Raw genomic sequence first — 18,115 nt, forward strand, 5'->3', positions numbered from 1 at the left:
GGCTTAGAGGCGGACCAGCATCTTGCCGGTGTTCGCACCGTCGAGCAGATCCATGAAGGCCTGGGGCGCGTTCTCCAGTCCGTCCACCACGGTCTCGTCATACCGGACTGAACCCTCCGCCAGCCAGGCTGACATCGTGCCGAAGAATTCAGCGCTGTGCTGGCGCTGTCCGCTGACCAGGAACCCCCGCAGGGTGAGCTGCTTGCCGATGGCAAGGGCGAGGTTCCGCGGCGCCGGCGTGGGTTCGGTGGAGTTGTACTGGGCTATCGCGCCACACATGGCCACACGGCCGCCCACATTCAGGACCGCCAGGGCAGCTTCCAGATGATCGCCGCCCACATTGTCAAAATACACGTCAATGCCTGCGGGTCCTGCGGCCTGGACAAGCTGGTCCCGCACCGGCCCGTCGTTGTAGTTGAACGCGGCGTCGAAGCCCAGTTCCAGGAGCCGGGCCACCTTCTCCGCGGTTCCCGCGCTGCCGATGACCCTGGAAGCGCCCATCGCCTTGGCGATCTGGCCCACAAGAGAGCCCACGGCACCCGCCGCACCGGACACGAACACCGCATCGCCGGGTTTGAACTCCGCCACCTTGAGCAGGCCGGCGTACGCCGTCAGGCCGGTCATGCCCAGCGCACCAAGGAACGCCGACGCCGGCGCAAGGTCCGTGCGGGCAACCGAGGTTGCGTCTGCGTCCAAGACCGCGAATTCCCGCCAGCCCAGTTGATGGACGACGGCGTCCCCCACCTTCCGCCCCTCGGCCCTGGACGCGATGACCTCACCGATGGCGCCGCCGTCGAGCGCTGCATCCAGGGCGAACGGGGCGGAATACGACTTGACGTCGTTCATGCGGCCCCGCATGTAGGGGTCCACGGAAATGTAGAGGTTGCGGACCAGGATCTGGCCGTCCTGAAGCTCCGGCAGCGGTGACTCTTCCAGCCGGAAGTTTTCGGGAACGGGACGCCCTACCGGACGCGAGGCCAGGCGGATTTCGCGGCTGGATGATGGCAGTGCCGTTGTCACGCTCATGCTGCGAACTCCAGGATCTTGATGTCCACGGTTATGTTTCCGCGGGTGGCGTTGGAATAGGGGCAGATCTGATGCGCTTTGGCCACCAGGGACTCGGCCGTGGCGAGATCCAGGGCCGGAACCGCGATCTCCAGTTCAGCAGCGAGGCCGTAGCCCACGCCGTCGTTCAGTGCGCCAAAGTGGATCTTGGCCGCGACGGCCGAATCGGTCAGGTCTGCGCGCTCCTTGCGCCCCACGAGGCGGAGGGCCGAGTGGAAGCATGCCGCGTAACCGGCGGCAAAGAGCTGCTCCGGGTTGGTTCCCTGGCCGTCACCGCCCAGCTCCACGGGGCTGGCAAGGCTGACATCCAGCTTGCCGTCATTAGTGCGTGCGTTGCCGTCGCGGCCTTCGCCGGAAGCCAGGGCCTCGGCAGTGTAGAGAGTCTTCATAGTGGTCCGTTCTGTTGGATGTGGATAACGGAAATCTGGGGCGCTCAGTGCGCGCGGTGAAGGGCCTCGGTAAGCCTTTCCAGAGTGGTGCGAAGCTGTTCCAGCTCATCGGCGGACAACCCGGCGGCGTCCGCAAGGTGCCGCGGAATCCCGCTGGCCTTGCTGCTGAGCGTGCGTCCGGCCGGCGTCAGGTGGACTGCAACACGGCGCTCATCTTCCCCGGACCGGCGGCGCTCCACGAGCCCCATGGCCTCAAGCCGCTTGAGCAGCGGCGACAGCGTGCCGGAGTCAAGGCCCAGTTCCTCACCGAGCTCTTTGACGCCCTTCGGCTCCGATTCCCAGAGAACCAGCATCACCAGATACTGCGGGTACGTCAGGCCGAGGACCTCCAAGACGGGGCGGTAGACCGCTGTTGCCGCGCGGGACGCGGAGTACAGCGCAAAACACACCTGGCGGTCGAGGCGGGGGGCTTCAGTCATACGTAAGACGGTAGCCCACAATTCAATTGTGCACAACTTACCGCGCCAACCGGAAGCGCGAATGAGCAGATAACACCCTCAAAACCGGGATTTGAGGGTGTTATCTGCCGGTTCGCGCGGGAGGTGGTGCTTAAGGATCCGTTCGCGCCAGGGGTTAGATAGCTCGGGGGCGCGGGGGCTAGAGGTCGCGGATGGTCCGGAGGGCCGCTGCCGTGAGGACCTGGATGCCCAGGCCCAGGGCCCGTTCGTCCAGGATGTAGTCACCGCGGTGCAGGTCGTACTCTTCGCCGCCGGGGGTCTTGGTGCCCAGGCGCATCATGGCGCCGGGACGTTCAGCCAGGAACCAGGCGAAGTCTTCGCCGCCCATGGACTGCGGTGTAAGCACCACTGCGCCCTCGCCGATTTCCGCGCGCGCCGCGGCCTCGATCAGTGCGGTCTCGTGCTCCGAGTTGACCACCGGCGGCACTCCCCTGGTGTGCTCCAAACGTACTTCCACACCGTAGGGCGCGGCCACCTGGTGCACCACTTCGTCCAGGAGCTCGCCGGCGTCTTTCCAGGCATCGCGGTCCAGGCATCGCATGGTCCCGGCCATGAAGCCGGTGCCGGGAATGGCGTTTGGCGCCGATCCGGCGGAGATATGGCCCCACACCACGGACACCCCGCTGCGGACATCCACCCGGCGGGACAGCACAGCCGGAACATTCACGGCGATCTGTGCCAGGGCGAACACGAGGTCCTCCGTCAGGTGCGGACGGGAGGTATGGCCGCCGCGGCCGCTCAGCTCGATCCTGATGGTGTCCGAGGCGGAAGTGATGGCGCCGATGCGCGTACCGATGCGTCCGACGTCGATCCTCGGGTCGCAGTGCAGCGCCAGGATGCGGGGCACACCGTCCAGGACGCCCTGTTCGATGCAGGACAGCGCACCGCCGGGCATGGTCTCCTCCGCCGGCTGGAAAATAATCCGGACAGTGCCGGCAAGGGGGGATTCCAGGTGCATGCTCTGCAGGACCAGCGCGACGCCGAGCATGGCGGCGGTGTGGACGTCGTGGCCACAGGCATGCGTGACACCATGGTTCTTCGAGGCAAACGGCAGCCCCGTTTCCTCGATGATGGGCAGGGCGTCAATGTCGCCCCGGAGCGCCGTGGCGATGGGACCGTCGCCGATGTCGACGGTGAGGCCGGTGCCTTCAAGCCGCCGCGGAGCCAGTCCGGCGGCTTCGAGCCGCTCCACCAGCTTGTCTGTGGTGCGGAATTCCTTGAACGAAAGCTCGGGGTGCGCATGCAGATCCCGGCGGAAGTCGATCAGCTCCGGCAGGAGGGGTTCCAACCATGGCCGCACTAATGCGGTGGGCTCGGCTTCAGTAGTGTAATTACGCACTCATTTACTCTAGCGAGCGTCCACGGAATAGCGGCATCACGGCGGGCGCGTTACAGATTGTGCCGCGCCTGGACACTTCCGACCGGGTTACAGAACGTCGGTGTCGCCACTGGCCTTGAGCGCGTCAACGGCTCCCTTGACCCGCTGCGCGTGCTGCTTGGTGGTCACCAGGAGGGCATCGCCCGTGTCAACGATGACCACATCCTTGATGCCGATCAGGGCAATCACGCGCTTCGTGTCCGAAACCACCACACCGCTGGCGTTCTCAGTGAAAACCCGGGCGCCTTCACCGATAACGGTGACGTCATCGACTTCCCGCGCACTGTTGAGCCGGCCCACCGAAGCAAAGTCCCCGACGTCGTCCCATCCGAAGGTGCCCGGCACAACGGCAACATCGCCGGCAGCGGCGGCAGGCTCGGCCACTGCATAGTCAATGGCGATCTTGGGCAACGTGGGCCAGACGCGGGCTGTGACGACATCACGTTCGGGAGTGTCCCAGGCCTGGGCGATCTCCTGCAGGCCCTTGAACAGCTCCGGCTGGTTGGCCTCAAGGTGCCTCAGCATCAGGGCAACGGGAGCCACGAACATTCCTGCGTTCCAGACATACTCACCGCTGTCCACATACTGCTGGGCGACTTCCTCGTCCGGCTTCTCCACGAACTCCACCACGGCCTGGGCGCTGGGCGCACCTTCGATGTTGAGTTCCTCGCCGGCGCGGATGTAACCGAACCCGGTGGACGGATGGGTCGGCTTGATGCCGATGGTCACGATCTTGCCGGCGGCGGCCGTGTGGATGGCCTCGCGGACGGCCTGCTGGAACAGGTGGTCAGGACTGATGACCTGGTCAGCGGCGAAGGAACCCATGATGGTGTCCGGGTCGCGCTGGTACAGGATGGCGGCAGCCAGGCCGATGGCCGCACCGGAATCCTTGGGCTCGCTCTCCAGGACGAGGTCCGACTCCTGGACCTCGGGCAGCTGCCGGCAGACAGCGGCCCGGTGTGCAGTGCCGGTCACCACAAGGACGCGCCTGCCGGCCAGCGGCTCGAGGCGGTCGTAGGTGGCGCGCAGCAAAGTGCTTCCGGACCCGGTGAGGTCATGGAGGAATTTGGGAGCTGCTGCCCGTGACAGGGGCCAGAGGCGAGTCCCCACTCCGCCTGCCGGAATGACCGCAATAAAGCGGTTCAGGGGTGAATCCGGGCTTGTCACTTTGTCTGTACTCATCACGGCTACTTTAGCTGACGAGCCGTGAACTGCCCTTTCAGAACCCTCCGCACAACTCCCGCAGGCGCGCCATGGTGTGGTGTTCGTCTCATCTGCAGGCAAAAGGCAGGCATTGCGGGGTCACCAAGGAGTTCCTAAATTGAATAAGCTGTGAGCGAAGCCTAGATTTAGGCCTGAGCTACGAGTTGCTCTCGCAGCAGGCGTTCCCCCCGCGTGGATCTCATGCCAGCGCCGCTGTGTTGCAGGGAGGTTTATCAGTGCCGACAAAACCAGCTGGCACCTTGTACCGCGGCCGTGAAGGCATGTGGTCCTGGGTAGGACACCGGATTACCGGTGTAGTGATCTTTTTCTTCTTGTTGGTCCATGTGCTGGACACCTCATTGGTGCGTGTGTCCCCGGAGGCCTACACGGCTGTTATCGGTGCCTACAAGAACCCCCTGATGGCCCTGGGTGAAACGGGCCTGGTTGCCGCGATTGTCTTCCACGCCTTTAACGGGCTGCGGATCATCGCCGTCGACTTCTGGAAGAAGGGCGCCAAGTACCAGCGCCAGATGCTCTGGACCGTCCTGGCCCTGTGGGTAGTTGTTATGGTCGGCTTCTCCATCCGCCACCTTTCCCTCGCCCTCGGAGGTCACTGAGCCATGACTGCAACGATCGACAGCCCACGCAGTGGGAAAATCTCCCCCCAGTACCGCCGCACCGGCACAAGCCGGGGCAACTTCGAAATGTTCGCCTGGCTGTTCATGCGCCTTTCCGGCGTAGTGCTGGTGGTGCTCATCTTCGGGCACCTCTTCGTGAACCTCTTGGTGGGCGAAGGCATCCACGCCATCGACTTCGGGTTCGTCGCCGGCAAGTGGGCTGACCCGTTCTGGCAGGTCTGGGACCTCGCCATGCTGTGGCTGGCCATGCTGCACGGCACCAACGGCGTACGCACCATCATCAACGACTACGCCGAGAAGGATTCCACCCGACTCTGGCTCAAGATCGTCCTCTACGCGGCCACCACCGTGATCATCGTCCTTGGCACCCTGGTGATCTTCACCTTCAACCCGTGCCCCGTGGTTGACGGCGTTCCGCTGCCCGGCGGCTTCTGCCCCGCGTAGCCAGATCATCCGCTGCCCGCGGTGAGCCGCAGGCTGTATTTTGCGGTGCAGGCAACGCCCGCCCGTTGTTTTATAGCGAATTTTGAGAGAAAGAGCGCCCAAGTATGCAGGTCCATAAGTACGACGTCGTCATCGTCGGTGCCGGTGGCGCTGGCATGCGCGCCGCGATCGAGTCCGGTCAGCGCGCGCGAACAGCAGTACTGACCAAGCTCTACCCCACCCGCTCGCACACCGGTGCGGCGCAGGGTGGCATGTGTGCGGCCCTTGCCAATGTCGAAGAAGACAACTGGGAATGGCACACCTTTGACACCATTAAAGGCGGCGACTACCTGGTTGACCAGGATGCCGCCGAGGTCATGGCGAAGGAAGCCATCGACGCCGTGCTGGACCTGGAAAAGATGGGCCTGCCGTTCAACCGCACGCCCGAAGGCCGCATCGACCAGCGCCGCTTCGGCGGCCACACCCGCGACCACGGCAAGGCCCCGGTCCGCCGCGCCTGCTACGCAGCTGACCGCACCGGCCACATGATCCTGCAGACGCTGTACCAAAACTGCGTCAAGCACAACGTGGAGTTCTACAACGAGTACTACGTCCTTGACCTCCTGACGGTCGAAGAAGACGCTGTCCGCGAGGACGGCACGCCATACAAGCAGAAGCGTGTTGCCGGCGTCGTGTCCTACGACCTCGCCTCCGGTGAGCTGCACGTGTTCCAGGCCAAGTCCGTGATCTTCGCTACCGGCGGCGCCGGCAAGGTCTTCAAGACCACCTCCAACGCCCACACCCTGACCGGCGACGGCATGGGCATCGCGTTCCGCAAGGGCATTCCGCTGGAGGACATGGAGTTCTTCCAGTTCCACCCGACAGGCCTCGCCGGCCTGGGCATCCTGCTGTCCGAAGCCGCCCGCGGCGAGGGCGCCATCCTGCGTAACTCCGAGGGTGAGCGCTTTATGGAGCGCTACGCCCCCACCATCAAGGACCTTGCACCGCGTGACATCGTGGCCCGCTCCATGGCCAACGAAGTCCGTGAAGGCCGCGGCTGCGGCCCGAACAAGGACTACGTCCTCCTGGACCTGACCCACCTGGAGCCGGCCCACATCGACGCCAAGCTCCCGGACATCACCGAGTTCGCCCGCACCTACCTGGGTGTGGAACCGTACACGGAGCCGGTTCCGGTGTTCCCCACGGCGCACTACGCCATGGGCGGCATCCCCACCAACATCACTACCGAAGTCCTGCAGGACAACGAGACCGTGGTCCCGGGCCTGTACGCCGCCGGCGAGGTTGCCTGCGTTTCGGTCCACGGCTCCAACCGTCTGGGCACCAACTCACTGCTGGACATCAACGTGTTCGGCAAGCGCGCCGGCATCGCCGCCGCGGAGTACGCCAAGACTGCTGACTTCGTGGACCTCCCGGAGGACCCGGAGGCCTACACCATCGAACTGCTGGACATTGCCCGCAACGGCACCGGCGACGAGAAGGTGGCGGTGATCCGCAAGGAACTCCAGGACACCATGGACGCCAACATGCAGGTGTTCCGTACGGCTGACACACTGAACCAGGTCCTGACGGATATCGAGTCCTTCGAGGCCCGCTACAAGAAGATCAGCGTCCAGGACAAGGGCAAGCGCTTCAACCTGGACCTGCTCGAGGCCGTTGAGCTGGGCTTCCTGCTGGAACTGGCCAAGGTCATGACCGTGGCTGCCCTGCACCGTGAGGAATCCCGAGGCGGACACTTCCGCGAGGACTTCCCGGAGCGCGACGACGAAAAATTCATGAAGCACTCCATGGCATACAAGGATGACCACGCCCCGGCCGACGGCTCGGCAGAGGCAATCGCCGGCATCCGTCTGGGCACCAAACCGGTTGTCTTTACCCGCTACGAGCCGATGGTGAGGAAGTACTAAGATGACCGCTGAACTTGCTGAGCCAGCCTCCAAGATCGAACTGCCCGCACACATCGGAGGCGGCGGAGAGATCCCCACGTTCGACGTCACCCTGCGCGTCCGCCGTTACAATCCTGAGGTGTCTGAGGACGCCACCTGGGAAGACTTCAAGGTGACCATGTACGGCACCGACCGCGTGCTGGACGCCCTGCACAAGGTCAAGTGGGAAATTGACGGCAGCGTTTCGTTCCGTCGTTCCTGCGCCCATGGTGTCTGCGGTTCCGATGCCATGCGCATCAACGGCCGCAACCGCCTTGCCTGCAAGACGCTCCTGAAGGACTTGGACACCACCAAGCCCATCACCGTTGAGCCCATCAAGGGCCTGCCGGTGGAGAAGGACCTGATCGTGGACATGGAGCCGTTCTTCCAGTCCTTCCGCGAAGTCATGCCGTTCCTGATCAACAAGGGCCACGAGCCTACGAAGGAACGCCTGCAGTCCGCCGAGGACCGTGAGCGCTTCGACGACACCACCAAGTGCATCCTCTGCGCGGCGTGCACGTCCTCCTGCCCGGTCTTCTGGACCGATGGCCAGTACTTCGGCCCGGCCGCGATCGTCAACGCCCACCGCTTCATCTTCGATTCCCGTGATGATGCCGGCGACATGCGCCTGGAAATCCTGAACGACAAGGAAGGCGTGTGGCGTTGCCGCACCACCTTCAACTGCTCCGAAGCATGCCCCCGCGGCATCCAGGTGACCCAGGCAATCGCCGAAGTCAAGCAGGCAATTCTCTCCCGTAAGATCTAATTCAGGTTCTTGCTTACGACGGCGTCACCCACCTTAGGTGGGATGGGCGCCGTCGTTGTTTAACACGTGACGGCACCAATGAAAGCAGCACGCGATGTCCCGCTCCGAAAAAGTCAGCTTCGAAGGTTCCACCGGCGAGCTCCTGTCCGGCATCATCGACGTCCCTGAGGGGCCGGTGCGGGGCTGGGGCGTCTTCTCCCACGGCTTCACCCTGGGCAAGGACAGCCCGGCGGCGTCCCGGATGTGCAAGGCACTGGCCGACACCGGCATCGGGATGCTCCGCTTCGACAACCTGGGGCTGGGCGAGTCAGCCGGCCACTGGTCGGAGGGTTCCTTCAGCCACAAGGTGGCGGACACCGTGGTGGCAGCAGAGTTCATGCGCAGCCAGGGCAAGGCCATCTCCCTGCTGGTGGGACACTCCTTCGGCGGCGCGGCGGTGCTTTCGGCCGCCCGCCAGATCCCGGAGCTCGACGCCGTCGCAACAGTGGCGGCCCCGTTCTCACCCAAGCACGTGGCCCACGTCTTTGACGCCGCACTGGACAAGATCCTCAGCGAGGGCAGCGCGGAAGTGGACCTCGGCGGGAAACGCGTGGAGATCCGGAAGCACTTTGTGGAGGACCTGGAGAACGCGGACCTCACGGACTGCATCCGGCAACTGCACAAGCCGCTGATGGTCCTCCACTCCCCCACGGACAACACCGTGGGCATCGAGAACGCCAGCACCATCTTCCAGACGGCACGCCATCCGCGGAACTTCGTCTCGCTCGAGGGCAGCGACCACCTGCTCACCGGCAAGGGCCAGGCAGCCCGGGCCGCCAGGATTATTTCTGCCTGGGCCGACCAGTACCTCGACGCCGGGAAGTAACCGCCGGGCTGCCCTGCTGCCCGGCGCCGGGGCCCTTTCCGTCGCTGTGGGCCTCCACGGGGACCTTGCCGGGCTGGACCTGCCGGGAGCCCCACAGGGCCCTGTCCTGGCCGGCAGGTGCGCTCCTGAGGTCCTCTTCGCGGATGGTGGACCAGCCGGCGGACACCAGGTAAACCTGGCTGACCAGGTTGAACCAGATCAGCAGGCCGATGATGATGGCAAACGGTGCCAGGATGGGGTTCCGTCCCGCACCGGCCAGCAGTTCGGTGCTGAAGACCTGCAGGACGGTGGTGCCCACCGCGGCAAGGATGGTCCCCTCCAGGAGTGCCCTCCGGGAGAGCTTGAGCCCACCGGCCAGTCGGAACATGATGACGGCCGTGACCCAGTTGAGCGTCAGCGGCACACCGATCTTGATCACCGTGGTCAGCGGCCCTGCCACCGCCGGATCCAGCTGTAGGAAGTCCGTGACCCAGCCAGCCGCCGTGCCGAACACCAGGGAAGCTCCGGCACTGATCACCAGTGCCACTCCCAGGAGCACGAGGGTGCCGGCGTCGCGCAGTTTAAGGACAATCGGGTTGATTTTAAGGGGCGGCAACTGCACCACACCGCGCAGGCCGTCGCGGAGTCCGGCGATCCAGCCCAGGGACGTGATGACCGTAACCACGGCAGCAATCACGGCGGTCCAGCCGAGGCCGTCGGGGTTCAGGAGGTCATTCGGAGCAACCAGTCCTTCTCCCCCGCCCACCTTCAGCAGTCCGGGTGCACTCCTGGCCACGCTGGCGATGATGGTGTCCAGCAGGGCAGGCTGGCCCCGCAGCACCAGGCCGGCAACGGAGAAACCCGTGGCCAACAAGCCGGTGATGGAGAAGAACATGTTGAAGCCGATGCCGGCGCTCATCAACGGGCCATGCTGGAGGTTGTAGTGCTGCCACGCGCGCATCGGGCGGAAGGCATTAAGCCTGGCCAGCAGCCACTGGAGCATCGCCAGCGAGCTGGCCACCGGGCCGCCGTCGGACCTTCTGGCTTTGCCCCACTCCATCCGTTTCTGGATGACGGCGAGCTTTAGGCGGGCCTGTTCAGTGGGGAGCGGTGGCTCCGTTTGCGTCGGCGTCCGCGGCGAAGGACCCGCCGTCGTCAGTTTCGGTCCCAAAGTCCAACTCTTCCCGTAGCTGCCAAATGCCGTCGGCATCGTGCTCGTAGAGTCCCATGCTAACCACCGGGAACGTCGCCCGGTAACTTTCAAGCACCGTTTCGGCTTCGTCCAGGCTTTCGGGCGCGACATCGTGGGCGATGGTGACATGCGGATGGTACGAGAACGGCAACTCGCGCTGCAGCGGGCCCGTCTGGAGTTTTTCGTGGAGCTCCACGCAGGAGTCGAACCCGTCCTCGACGTTGATGTAAACCACCGGGGAGACCGGCCGGAACGTTCCGGTCCCGGCGATGGTGACCATGAACGGGACCTGCCGCCGCGCCACGTCGCGGACGTGCGCCTGGGTGGCTGCCCAGTCCTGGGTGGGCGTGGTGGTGACCAGCGTGATGTGTGCGGGCACCACCCCCGCCATCGGGTCCCCGAAGGAGGCGCGCCACCGTTGAAGTTCCTCGGCGATGGCAGGGGGGAATCCCAGAATGACGCCTACGCTCATTCCTTCACTGACATTGCTGGCGGCCGACATCGAGCTAGCGGACCCCTGCGAGGCTGAGGGACGGCAGGAAGCCCATGCGCTCATAGACCTGGCCAAGGGTCACTGCGGCGATTTCCCTGGCCCGCTCGGCGCCCTGGGCCAGCAGCCGGTCCAGCTCGGCCGGGTCAGCCATCAGTTCGTTGGTGCGGTTCCGCAGCGGCGTGATGAAGTCCACCATAACTTCTGCAAGGTCCACTTTCAGGTGGCCGTACATCTTGCCCTCATACTCCGTCTCCAGCTCAGCCACGGACTTTCCGGTGAGCGTGGAGTAGATGGTGAGGAGGTTGGAGATCCCGGGCTTGGCTTCGGCATCGAACCGGACCTCGGATCCGGTGTCAGTGACCGCGGACTTGATCCGCTTTGCAGCGATCTTGGGGTCCTCCAGCAGTTGGATGGAACCGTTGGGCGACTCCCCTGTCTTGGACATCTTGGCGCTGGGGTTCTGCAGGTCGTAGATCTTGGCGCTGGCCTTGAGGATGGTGGCCTCCGGCACGGTGAACGTGTGGCCGTAGCGGGTGTTGAAGCGCTGGGCCAGGTTCCGGGTGAGCTCCAGGTGCTGCCGCTGGTCCTCGCCCACCGGCACGAGGTCCGTCTGGTACAGGAGGATGTCGGCTGCCATGAGCGTGGGGTAGGCAAACAGGCCCAGTGTTGCGGCGTCCGCGCCCGACTTCTGGGTCTTGTCCTTGAACTGTGTCATCCGGGACGCTTCGCCGAAGCCGGTGATGCAGTTCAGGGCCCAGGCCAGCTGGGCGTGCTCGGGGACGTGGGACTGCACAAAGAAGATGCTTTTGTCCGGGTCGATGCCGGCGGCAATGTACTGAGCGGCAACCACCCGGGTCCGCTTGGCGAGCTCGGCGGGATCGAAGTCCACGGTGATGGCGTGAAGGTCCGGGATGAAGAAGACGGCATCATATTCGGCCTGCATGTCTACCCAGTTGCGGACAGCGCCAATGTAGTTGCCCAGGTGCAGGGAGTCAGCCGTGGGCTTGGCGCCGGAGAGGATGCGTTTCTTGGTCACCGGGGAGGTCGGGCTAGTCATGGGGAAAAACCTTCGGGGCTTAGAGCCGGTAGTCCACTACCAGCGGGGCATGGTCAGAGAAGCGGGTGTCCCACGAGGGCGCCCGGTCAACCACTGCCGAGAACGCGGCGGCGGCGAGGTCCGGGGTGGCCAGGTGGTAGTCGATGCGCCAGCCGGTGTCGTTGTCGAACGCCTGCCCGCGCTGTGACCACCAGGTGTAGGGACCGTCGACGTCGCCCGCCAGGCCACGGTGGACATCCTTCCAGCCGATGTCCTCGCCGAAGAAGCGGTCAAAATAGGCACGTTCGTCGGGCAGGAAGCCGGCCTTCTTGACGTTGCCCTTCCAGTTCCTGATGTCCCGTTCCGTGTGGCCCACGTTGAGGTCCCCCACCACCAGTGCGTGGTCGCTGTGCTTGGTCAGTTCCGGCAGGCGCGTGCTCATGACATCCAAAAAGCGGTACTTGTCCACCTGCTTCTGCGTGCCCACTTCACCGGAGTGCACGTAGGCGCTGGCAACGGTCAGCTGGGCGGGGTTCCCCTCGGCGTCGGCCACCCTGAAGTCAGCCTCCACCCAGCGTCCGGCGGTGGCGAAGTAGTCGTCGCCGATGCCGTTGCGGGTGTCCAGCGGCTCTTCACGGGACGCGATGGCGACGCCGGCGCGGCCTTTGGCCTCGGCTTCGGCGTGCAGGATGTGCCAGCCGTCACCGAGCAGCTGGCGCACGATCGCGTCAGGGGCCCGGACTTCCTGGAGGCAGAGAATGTCCACCTCGCGGGGCTCCAGCCATGCCGCCATGCCGTTCTTGTAGGCAGCCCGGAGGCCGTTGACGTTGACTGATGCGATGCGAAGGTGGTCCTTCTTCAATGCCGAGATCACCCGCACTACTCTAGTCGATGATGGTTCCGCTGACCGGGTCGCCGGTGTCGCCGGCAGCGCGGATCATGTCGCGGGCGTTGGTGGCGGTGATCTCGATGGTCTCCAGCGCCCGGCGGATCGTGTCCTGGTCCGCTGCCTCACCCTTGGCGCGTTCCTTCTCCACTACCTGGATCTGGACCTGGACAATCTTGAAGGAGTGGTCCAGCTTGAGGTCGCGGACGTCGTCCGCTTCGTTCCGCTCGTACACCACGCGGGTGCCGCCATGGTCGGCCGACGACGACGACGGCGCGCGGCCGGCTGCGCTGTTGAAGGCGTTCTGGGCTTCCGTCAGCTTGGCGCCGGCTTTTTTGGCGGCCTTCTGGATACTGAACACCACGAACGCTGCGAGGGCCAGCCAGAAGGCGGCGATGATGGCGACAACCCAGCCCACGACGTCGTTCTGGTTCGCGGCAAAGATCACGGCAACGATGAACGCGATGACAAAGACCATCATTCCCGGACCGCTGATCCGCAGCATGGAGAAGCCGCCCTTGGACCGGCCGGACGGAGATTGAGTGTTACCCAGAGATCGCATGCGTCTATTGTCTCAAACGCAGCAGAGCCCCAACGCACCTTCCACCCCCGGCGAACACCCGGGCCCGGGACGCTATTGTGCCTGATCAGGGCGCGGCGTAGCGTGAATCGGGCTAGGGGTAGAAGTTCATTTGTCTATCTGAGGACACATCATGAAAAGTCACGCGTTCAGGACAGCCGCGGTGGCCGCAGCCATCATCTCCCTCGTGGGGATCACCGCCCCTGCGGAGGCGAAACCGGGCGCCGCTCCCGCCATTCCGCTCAACACCGGCCAGGAAGCCGACCCTGTCCGCACCGGGGCCAGCGGATCCTTCAGCTACACCATCGACGATGACGAGCTCTGCTATACGCTGACCGTCCGTGATCTGTCCGCTCCTGCCACGGCAGCCCATATCCACGTCGCGTCCCGCAACGTGGCCGGCCCTGTCGTTGTTGGGCTGGAAGTGGGCAGCGGCACGGACTGGACGGTTGAAACCTGCACTACGGCGGACTCGGCCGTGTTGGCCGCCATCGAAGCCATCCCAGGCGACTACTACGTCAACGTGCATAACGCCGATTTCCCCGGCGGGGAGGTCCGCGGCCAGCTGAAGTAGGTTCCGGTTCCACTCCAAAAGTCCGACGGCGGCCCGCACCTTTCAGTGAAGGTGCGGGCCGCCGTCGGGCGTTGCTGTAAAGGAACGAAACTAGGCGATTCCCGCCTGGCGCTCCGCGGTCTCCACCACATTGGCGAGCAGCATGGCGCGGGTCATCGGCCCCACGCCGCCCGGGTTCGGGGAGATCCACGCGGCGACGTCGGCCGCAGCGGGGTCCACGTCTCCGGTGACCACTGCCTTACCGTTGCCGTCGTCAACACGGCTCACGCCGACGTCGAGCACTATTGCGCCCGGTTTCAGGTCCGCGGCCTTGATCATGTGCGGGACTCCCGCGGCGGCGATCACGACGTCGGCCTGGCGGAGTTCGCCGGCCAGGTCCACGGTCCCGGTGTGCGCCAGGATGACCGTGGCATTGACGTCCTTGCGGGTCAGCAGCAGCCCGACGGGACGCCCGATGGTCACGCCGCGGCCCACCACGAGGACGCGCTTGCCCTTGAGGCTGATGCCGTGCCGGGTGAGGAGCTCCACGCAGCCCTTGGGGGTGCACGGCAGCGGCGAGGTCATGGGTCCGCTGACGTTGGCCACCAGGCGGCCCAGGTTCATGGGGTGCAGGCCGTCGGCGTCCTTATCCGGATCCATAGCCTCCAGGATGACGTCCTGATTGATGTGCTTGGGCAAGGGAAGCTGCACGATGTAGCCGGTGCATTCCGGGTTCCCGTTCAGCTCGCGGACCACGGCCAGGAGTTCGTCCTGCGTGGTCTCCTCCGGCAGGTCGCGGCGGATCGACGTGATACCCACCTCGGCGCAGTCCTTGTGCTTGCCACCCACGTACCAGGTGCTCCCGGGGTCGGAGCCCACCAGAACGGTGCCCAGTCCGGGGGTGACGCCCATGGCCTTGAGTGCGGCCACGCGTTCGGTCAGCTCGGCCTTGATGGCAGCGGCGGTGGCCTTGCCGTCAAGAATCTGTGCAGTTCCAGTCTCAGTGGTCATGGACTACCACTGCTCGTGCTGCGGGTACAGCGGGAAATCGGCGGCGAGCTTGTCCACGCGGGACTGCAGTGCCTCGACATCCGTGGCGGTGCCGGCCTTCAGTGCAGTGGCGATGATCTCTGCCACCTCGGTGAACTCGGCAGCGCCGAAGCCGCGGGTGGCGAGGGCCGGGGTGCCGATACGCAGGCCGGAGGTGACCATCGGCGGGCGGGGGTCGAACGGAACCGCATTGCGGTTGACGGTGATGCCCACGGAGTGCAGGAGGTCCTCGGCCTGCTGGCCGTCGAGCTGGGAGTTGCGCAGGTCCACCAGGACCAGGTGCACGTCGGTGCCGCCGGTGAGGACGGAGACGCCGGCGTCGGCGACGTCGGACTGGTTGAGGCGGTCAGCGATGATCTTGGCGCCTTCGAGGACACGCTCCTGGCGCTCCTTGAATTCCTCGGTGCCGGCGATCTTGAAGGCGACGGCCTTGGCTGCAATGACGTGCATGAGCGGCCCGCCCTGCTGGCCCGGGAAGACGTTGGAGTTGATCTTCTTGGCCCACTCCTGCTTGGCCAGGATCACACCGGAGCGCGGGCCGGCGAGGGTCTTGTGCACGGTGGAGGTGACGACGTCGGAGTACGGCACCGGGCTCGGGTGCAGCCCCGCAGCCACCAGTCCGGCGAAGTGTGCCATGTCGGTCCAGAGCAGCGCGCCCACTTCATCGGCGATGGAGCGGAAGGCCGCGAAGTCCAGGTGGCGCGGGTAGGCGGACCAGCCGGCGATGATGACCTGGGGCTTCTCGGCGATGGCCTGTTCGCGCAGCTTGTCCATGTCAATGCGGAAGTTGTCCGGCTCCACCTGGTAGGCAGCCACGTTGTAGAGCTTGCCGGAGAAGTTGAGCTTCATGCCGTGGGTCAGGTGGCCGCCGTGGGCCAGGGACAGGCCCAGGATCTTGTCACCGGGGGTGATCATGGCGGACAGTGCTGCGGCGTTGGCCTGGGCACCGGAGTGCGGCTGGACGTTGGCGTACTCGGCACCGAACAGTGCCTTGACGCGGTCGATGGCCAGTTGCTCCGCGATGTCCACGTATTCGCAGCCGCCGTAGTAACGGCGGCCCGGGTAGCCCTCGGCGTACTTGTTGGTCAGGACGGAGCCCTGGGCTTCCATCACGGCGCGCGGGGCAAAGTTTTCGGAGGCGATCATTTCCAGGGTGCCGCGCTGGCGGCCAAGTTCCTGGCTGAGGACTGCTGCGATTTCGGGGTCAAGCTCGGCCAGCGACTGGTTGCTGACTGCGGCTGTTGTGGTGGCGGTAGTAGTCACGAAAAACTCCTGGCTAGGGATACGGGCACTGCTAAGGTCAGGCTACCGGCTGGCGCACATCACCGCCCCTTGATGACAGGGCGTGAAAGCGAACCGCACCCTCAGAGGGTGCAGTTCCGGTAAGACATGACCCTCGGCCCAGGCGTACGATCCGTGGTCTTCGTGATTGCCACTCCCTGGTGGTTAGCCACCCAACGCCAGTTGCGACCCCACCAGACTACCAAACGCGGGCGGGCCGCGCGGGTAGGCTTGTAGTCGTGACTGAAGAGCAGCTGAACCGAGCTTACGTATTGACCTTGTCCTGCCCGGACCGCCCCGGAATTGTCCACGCAGTGGCCGGAGCGCTGCTGGTGGCGGGCTGTAATATTCTGGACTCGCAGCAGTATGGCAGCCCCGCAACCGGTAACTTCTTTATGCGGGTGGAAGCGACGACGACGGCCTCCCGGGCCGAGGTCCAGGCCGCCCTTGAGCCGGTGGCCCACTCCTTCGGCATGCAGTGGAGCCTCAACCCCGTGGGCCAGAAGGTGCGCACGCTCCTGATGGCCAGCACGTCCGCGCACTGCCTCAACGACATCCTGTTCCAGCAGCGCTCCGGCACCTTGCCCATCGAGATCCCGGCCATCGTCTCCAACCACCGTGACCTTGCCGGGCTGGCCGAGTTCTATGGCATCCCGTTCCACCACATCCCGGTCACCCCGGACACCAAGGCCCAGGCCGAGGACAAGCTGCGTGCCCTCATGGCTGAGCACAACATCGAACTCACCGTCCTGGCACGCTACATGCAGATCATTTCGGATGACCTGTGCGCGGAGCTCACCGGCAAGGCCATCAATATCCACCACTCGTTCCTGCCGTCCTTCAAGGGCGCCAAGCCCTACCACCAGGCTCATGCCCGCGGCGTGAAGCTGATCGGCGCCACTGCCCACTACGTCACGGCCGCGCTGGACGAGGGGCCCATCATCGAGCAGGAAGTCATCCGTGTGGACCACGCCCGCACTCCGGAGCAGTTCGTGCAGATGGGCCGGGACGTGGAGGGCCGCACGCTGACGCAGGCCGTCCAGTGGCATGCCGAACACCGGGTCCTCTTGGACGGCAACCGGACAGTGGTGTTTAACTAGGCGGTCTCCTATCTAAGGTCGTGAGCTATGGACGCAGCTGGGAATGTAGTGGAGGAACCCGGCAGCGAGCAGCGTCTCGCCGAGTTCTATAACCGCCGAGCGGCGTCCGGCTGGGATCATCCGCTGGCGCCCCGGCGGGTGGAACAGTGCCGACGATTCATTGCCCTGCTCAAGGCCGAGGGCCGGCACAACGTCTTGGAGATCGGCTCCGGCATGGGGCTTGATGGCCTGCAGTTTGTCCGGGCCGGCATCCATTACACCGGCGTCGACCTCTCCGAGGAGCACGTCCGCAGGTCCCGGGCGAAGGGCCTGGACGTCTCCGTGGCCAGCGCCCGGCAGCTGCCCTTCGCCGACGGAACCTTCCCTGCCCTCTGGACCATGAGCACGCTGCTGCACGTCCCTGCCACTGACATTGACGGCGTCCTGCGCGAACTGGTGCGCGTCGCGGCACCCGGGGCCCCCATCGCCGTCGGCCTCTGGTCCGGTGAGGATGAAGAGGTCCTGAACCCCGAGGACGACGTCGAACCCCGCCGGTTCTTCTGCCGCCGCAGCGACGCGACTGTGCGGCAGGTCTTTGGCCGGCACGGTGCCATCGAGGACTTTGTCACCTGGCCGGAAGGCAACGGCGAGGAATCCGGCCCGGGTGGGGGGATCTGGACGCAGCACTACCAGTTCCTGATCCTCCGCACCCCCGCCCCAACTAAGTAGCAGCAGATGTCGTTTTGAGGGCTCATAAGGACATCTGCCGCTACTTACTTGGGCGGGGGGATGTCCTAG

Annotated in this window: 20 protein-coding genes; 8 read left to right on the forward strand and 12 right to left on the reverse strand. The window is 65.1% G+C overall.

Annotation, left to right across the window (positions count from 1 at the left end; translation table 11 throughout):
- Positions 1-3 precede the first annotated feature (3 nt).
- The 5 genes from NFC73_RS04635 to NFC73_RS04655 all read right to left on the reverse strand — a co-directional run bounded on the left by NFC73_RS04635 (position 4) and on the right by NFC73_RS04655 (position 4,532).
- Entirely contained in the window at positions 4-1,026 is a 1,023-nt protein-coding gene (locus tag NFC73_RS04635) for an NADP-dependent oxidoreductase (RefSeq protein WP_254747976.1), read from the reverse strand.
- The gene (locus tag NFC73_RS04640) at positions 1,023-1,454 is read right to left on the reverse strand and encodes an organic hydroperoxide resistance protein (protein WP_254747980.1); all 432 of its coding nucleotides are present in this window, start codon (positions 1,452-1,454) and stop codon (positions 1,023-1,025) included. The genes NFC73_RS04635 and NFC73_RS04640 overlap by 4 nt, the downstream gene beginning before the upstream one ends.
- A gap of 44 nt (positions 1,455-1,498) precedes the next feature.
- Positions 1,499-1,933: a MarR family winged helix-turn-helix transcriptional regulator gene (locus NFC73_RS04645; protein ID WP_254747982.1), complete on the reverse strand. Its 435-nt coding sequence runs from the start codon at positions 1,931-1,933 to the stop codon at positions 1,499-1,501.
- 178 nt (positions 1,934-2,111) lie between these two features.
- Positions 2,112-3,311 carry an amidohydrolase gene (locus NFC73_RS04650; RefSeq protein ID WP_254747984.1) on the reverse strand — a complete coding sequence of 400 codons (1,200 nt, stop codon included), beginning with the start codon at positions 3,309-3,311 and terminating at the stop codon, positions 2,112-2,114.
- An 87-nt stretch (positions 3,312-3,398) separates the two neighbouring features.
- Positions 3,399-4,532, reverse strand: coding sequence for a mannose-1-phosphate guanylyltransferase (locus NFC73_RS04655; RefSeq protein ID WP_254747986.1), 1,134 nt, complete (start codon positions 4,530-4,532; stop codon positions 3,399-3,401).
- A gap of 257 nt (positions 4,533-4,789) precedes the next feature.
- On the opposite strand from NFC73_RS04655, the gene sdhC reads away from it, so the two are divergent.
- The 5 genes from sdhC to NFC73_RS04680 all read left to right on the forward strand — a co-directional run bounded on the left by sdhC (position 4,790) and on the right by NFC73_RS04680 (position 9,188).
- Positions 4,790-5,170: a succinate dehydrogenase, cytochrome b556 subunit gene (gene sdhC, locus NFC73_RS04660; protein ID WP_082576094.1), complete on the forward strand. Its 381-nt coding sequence runs from the start codon at positions 4,790-4,792 to the stop codon at positions 5,168-5,170.
- 3 nt (positions 5,171-5,173) lie between these two features.
- Positions 5,174-5,635 (forward strand): succinate dehydrogenase hydrophobic membrane anchor subunit, encoded by a 462-nt coding sequence (locus NFC73_RS04665; protein ID WP_254747988.1) that lies wholly within the window; start codon positions 5,174-5,176, stop codon positions 5,633-5,635.
- A 104-nt stretch (positions 5,636-5,739) separates the two neighbouring features.
- The gene (sdhA, locus tag NFC73_RS04670; RefSeq protein ID WP_254747990.1) at positions 5,740-7,539 is read left to right on the forward strand and encodes a succinate dehydrogenase flavoprotein subunit; all 1,800 of its coding nucleotides are present in this window, start codon (positions 5,740-5,742) and stop codon (positions 7,537-7,539) included.
- A gap of 1 nt (position 7,540) precedes the next feature.
- On the forward strand, positions 7,541-8,323 hold the full coding sequence (locus tag NFC73_RS04675) for a succinate dehydrogenase iron-sulfur subunit (protein WP_056347269.1): 783 nt from the start codon (positions 7,541-7,543) through the stop codon (positions 8,321-8,323).
- A 94-nt stretch (positions 8,324-8,417) separates the two neighbouring features.
- On the forward strand, positions 8,418-9,188 hold the full coding sequence (locus tag NFC73_RS04680; protein WP_058929686.1) for an alpha/beta hydrolase family protein: 771 nt from the start codon (positions 8,418-8,420) through the stop codon (positions 9,186-9,188).
- Here NFC73_RS04680 and NFC73_RS04685 read toward each other — a convergent pair.
- Genes NFC73_RS04685 through NFC73_RS04705 form a run of 5 tightly spaced genes read right to left on the reverse strand, consistent with a single transcriptional unit; the run spans position 9,145 to position 13,336 of the window.
- The gene (locus NFC73_RS04685; RefSeq protein WP_254747993.1) at positions 9,145-10,227 is read right to left on the reverse strand and encodes a YihY/virulence factor BrkB family protein; all 1,083 of its coding nucleotides are present in this window, start codon (positions 10,225-10,227) and stop codon (positions 9,145-9,147) included. The genes NFC73_RS04680 and NFC73_RS04685 overlap by 44 nt on opposite strands.
- Before the next feature lie 37 nt (positions 10,228-10,264).
- Complete coding sequence (locus NFC73_RS04690; RefSeq protein WP_246848738.1) at positions 10,265-10,861, reverse strand: 2'-5' RNA ligase family protein; 597 nt, start codon at positions 10,859-10,861, stop codon at positions 10,265-10,267.
- 4 nt (positions 10,862-10,865) lie between these two features.
- Positions 10,866-11,909 carry a tryptophan--tRNA ligase gene (trpS, locus tag NFC73_RS04695; protein ID WP_254747995.1) on the reverse strand — a complete coding sequence of 348 codons (1,044 nt, stop codon included), beginning with the start codon at positions 11,907-11,909 and terminating at the stop codon, positions 10,866-10,868.
- A 19-nt stretch (positions 11,910-11,928) separates the two neighbouring features.
- A complete protein-coding gene (locus tag NFC73_RS04700; RefSeq protein WP_254747997.1) occupies positions 11,929-12,762 on the reverse strand; it encodes an exodeoxyribonuclease III in 834 nt (277 codons plus the stop codon).
- 10 nt (positions 12,763-12,772) lie between these two features.
- Positions 12,773-13,336 carry a hypothetical protein gene (locus NFC73_RS04705; RefSeq protein ID WP_254747999.1) on the reverse strand — a complete coding sequence of 188 codons (564 nt, stop codon included), beginning with the start codon at positions 13,334-13,336 and terminating at the stop codon, positions 12,773-12,775.
- Between the two features lie 151 nt (positions 13,337-13,487).
- On the opposite strand from NFC73_RS04705, the gene NFC73_RS04710 reads away from it, so the two are divergent.
- Positions 13,488-13,928: a CHRD domain-containing protein gene (locus NFC73_RS04710; RefSeq protein WP_254748001.1), complete on the forward strand. Its 441-nt coding sequence runs from the start codon at positions 13,488-13,490 to the stop codon at positions 13,926-13,928.
- Between the two features lie 90 nt (positions 13,929-14,018).
- Here the strand turns inward: NFC73_RS04710 and NFC73_RS04715 are convergent, their stop codons facing one another.
- Both NFC73_RS04715 and glyA read right to left on the reverse strand, forming a co-directional pair.
- Positions 14,019-14,918 carry a bifunctional methylenetetrahydrofolate dehydrogenase/methenyltetrahydrofolate cyclohydrolase gene (locus tag NFC73_RS04715; RefSeq protein ID WP_254748003.1) on the reverse strand — a complete coding sequence of 300 codons (900 nt, stop codon included), beginning with the start codon at positions 14,916-14,918 and terminating at the stop codon, positions 14,019-14,021.
- A 3-nt stretch (positions 14,919-14,921) separates the two neighbouring features.
- A complete protein-coding gene (glyA, locus tag NFC73_RS04720) occupies positions 14,922-16,220 on the reverse strand; it encodes a serine hydroxymethyltransferase (protein ID WP_308292647.1) in 1,299 nt (432 codons plus the stop codon).
- Positions 16,221-16,477: 257 nt separating this feature from the next.
- Here glyA and purU point away from each other — a divergent pair, with 257 nt between their 5' ends.
- Together purU and NFC73_RS04730 are read left to right on the forward strand one after the other, a co-directional pair.
- Positions 16,478-17,338, forward strand: coding sequence for a formyltetrahydrofolate deformylase (gene purU / locus NFC73_RS04725; RefSeq protein ID WP_254748005.1), 861 nt, complete (start codon positions 16,478-16,480; stop codon positions 17,336-17,338).
- A 27-nt stretch (positions 17,339-17,365) separates the two neighbouring features.
- On the forward strand, positions 17,366-18,046 hold the full coding sequence (locus tag NFC73_RS04730) for a class I SAM-dependent methyltransferase (RefSeq protein WP_254748007.1): 681 nt from the start codon (positions 17,366-17,368) through the stop codon (positions 18,044-18,046).
- The last annotated feature ends 69 nt before the right edge of the window (positions 18,047-18,115 follow it).

The organism is Pseudarthrobacter humi (assembly GCF_024294965.1).
Taxonomy (GTDB): Bacteria; Actinomycetota; Actinomycetes; order Actinomycetales; family Micrococcaceae; genus Arthrobacter; species Arthrobacter humi.

What these genes read in the sequence shown, in the direction of transcription:
- sdhA (WP_254747990.1), top strand. Translation starts at nt 5,740, where the DNA reads ATGCAGGTCCATAAGTACGACGTCGTCATCGTCGGTGCCGGTGGCGCT.
- NFC73_RS04680 (WP_058929686.1), top strand. Translation starts at nt 8,418, where the DNA reads ATGTCCCGCTCCGAAAAAGTCAGCTTCGAAGGTTCCACCGGCGAGCTC.
- NFC73_RS04655 (WP_254747986.1), bottom strand. Translation starts at nt 4,532, where the DNA reads ATGAGTACAGACAAAGTGACAAGCCCGGATTCACCCCTGAACCGCTTT.
- NFC73_RS04645 (WP_254747982.1), bottom strand. Translation starts at nt 1,933, where the DNA reads ATGACTGAAGCCCCCCGCCTCGACCGCCAGGTGTGTTTTGCGCTGTAC.
- NFC73_RS04710 (WP_254748001.1), top strand. Translation starts at nt 13,488, where the DNA reads ATGAAAAGTCACGCGTTCAGGACAGCCGCGGTGGCCGCAGCCATCATC.
- NFC73_RS04685 (WP_254747993.1), bottom strand. Translation starts at nt 10,227, where the DNA reads ATGGAGTGGGGCAAAGCCAGAAGGTCCGACGGCGGCCCGGTGGCCAGC.
- NFC73_RS04690 (WP_246848738.1), bottom strand. Translation starts at nt 10,861, where the DNA reads ATGTCGGCCGCCAGCAATGTCAGTGAAGGAATGAGCGTAGGCGTCATT.
- NFC73_RS04635 (WP_254747976.1), bottom strand. Translation starts at nt 1,026, where the DNA reads ATGAGCGTGACAACGGCACTGCCATCATCCAGCCGCGAAATCCGCCTG.
- NFC73_RS04705 (WP_254747999.1), bottom strand. Translation starts at nt 13,336, where the DNA reads ATGCGATCTCTGGGTAACACTCAATCTCCGTCCGGCCGGTCCAAGGGC.
- NFC73_RS04675 (WP_056347269.1), top strand. Translation starts at nt 7,541, where the DNA reads ATGACCGCTGAACTTGCTGAGCCAGCCTCCAAGATCGAACTGCCCGCA.
- trpS (WP_254747995.1), bottom strand. Translation starts at nt 11,909, where the DNA reads ATGACTAGCCCGACCTCCCCGGTGACCAAGAAACGCATCCTCTCCGGC.
- NFC73_RS04715 (WP_254748003.1), bottom strand. Translation starts at nt 14,918, where the DNA reads ATGACCACTGAGACTGGAACTGCACAGATTCTTGACGGCAAGGCCACC.
- NFC73_RS04640 (WP_254747980.1), bottom strand. Translation starts at nt 1,454, where the DNA reads ATGAAGACTCTCTACACTGCCGAGGCCCTGGCTTCCGGCGAAGGCCGC.
- NFC73_RS04665 (WP_254747988.1), top strand. Translation starts at nt 5,174, where the DNA reads ATGACTGCAACGATCGACAGCCCACGCAGTGGGAAAATCTCCCCCCAG.
- NFC73_RS04730 (WP_254748007.1), top strand. Translation starts at nt 17,366, where the DNA reads ATGGACGCAGCTGGGAATGTAGTGGAGGAACCCGGCAGCGAGCAGCGT.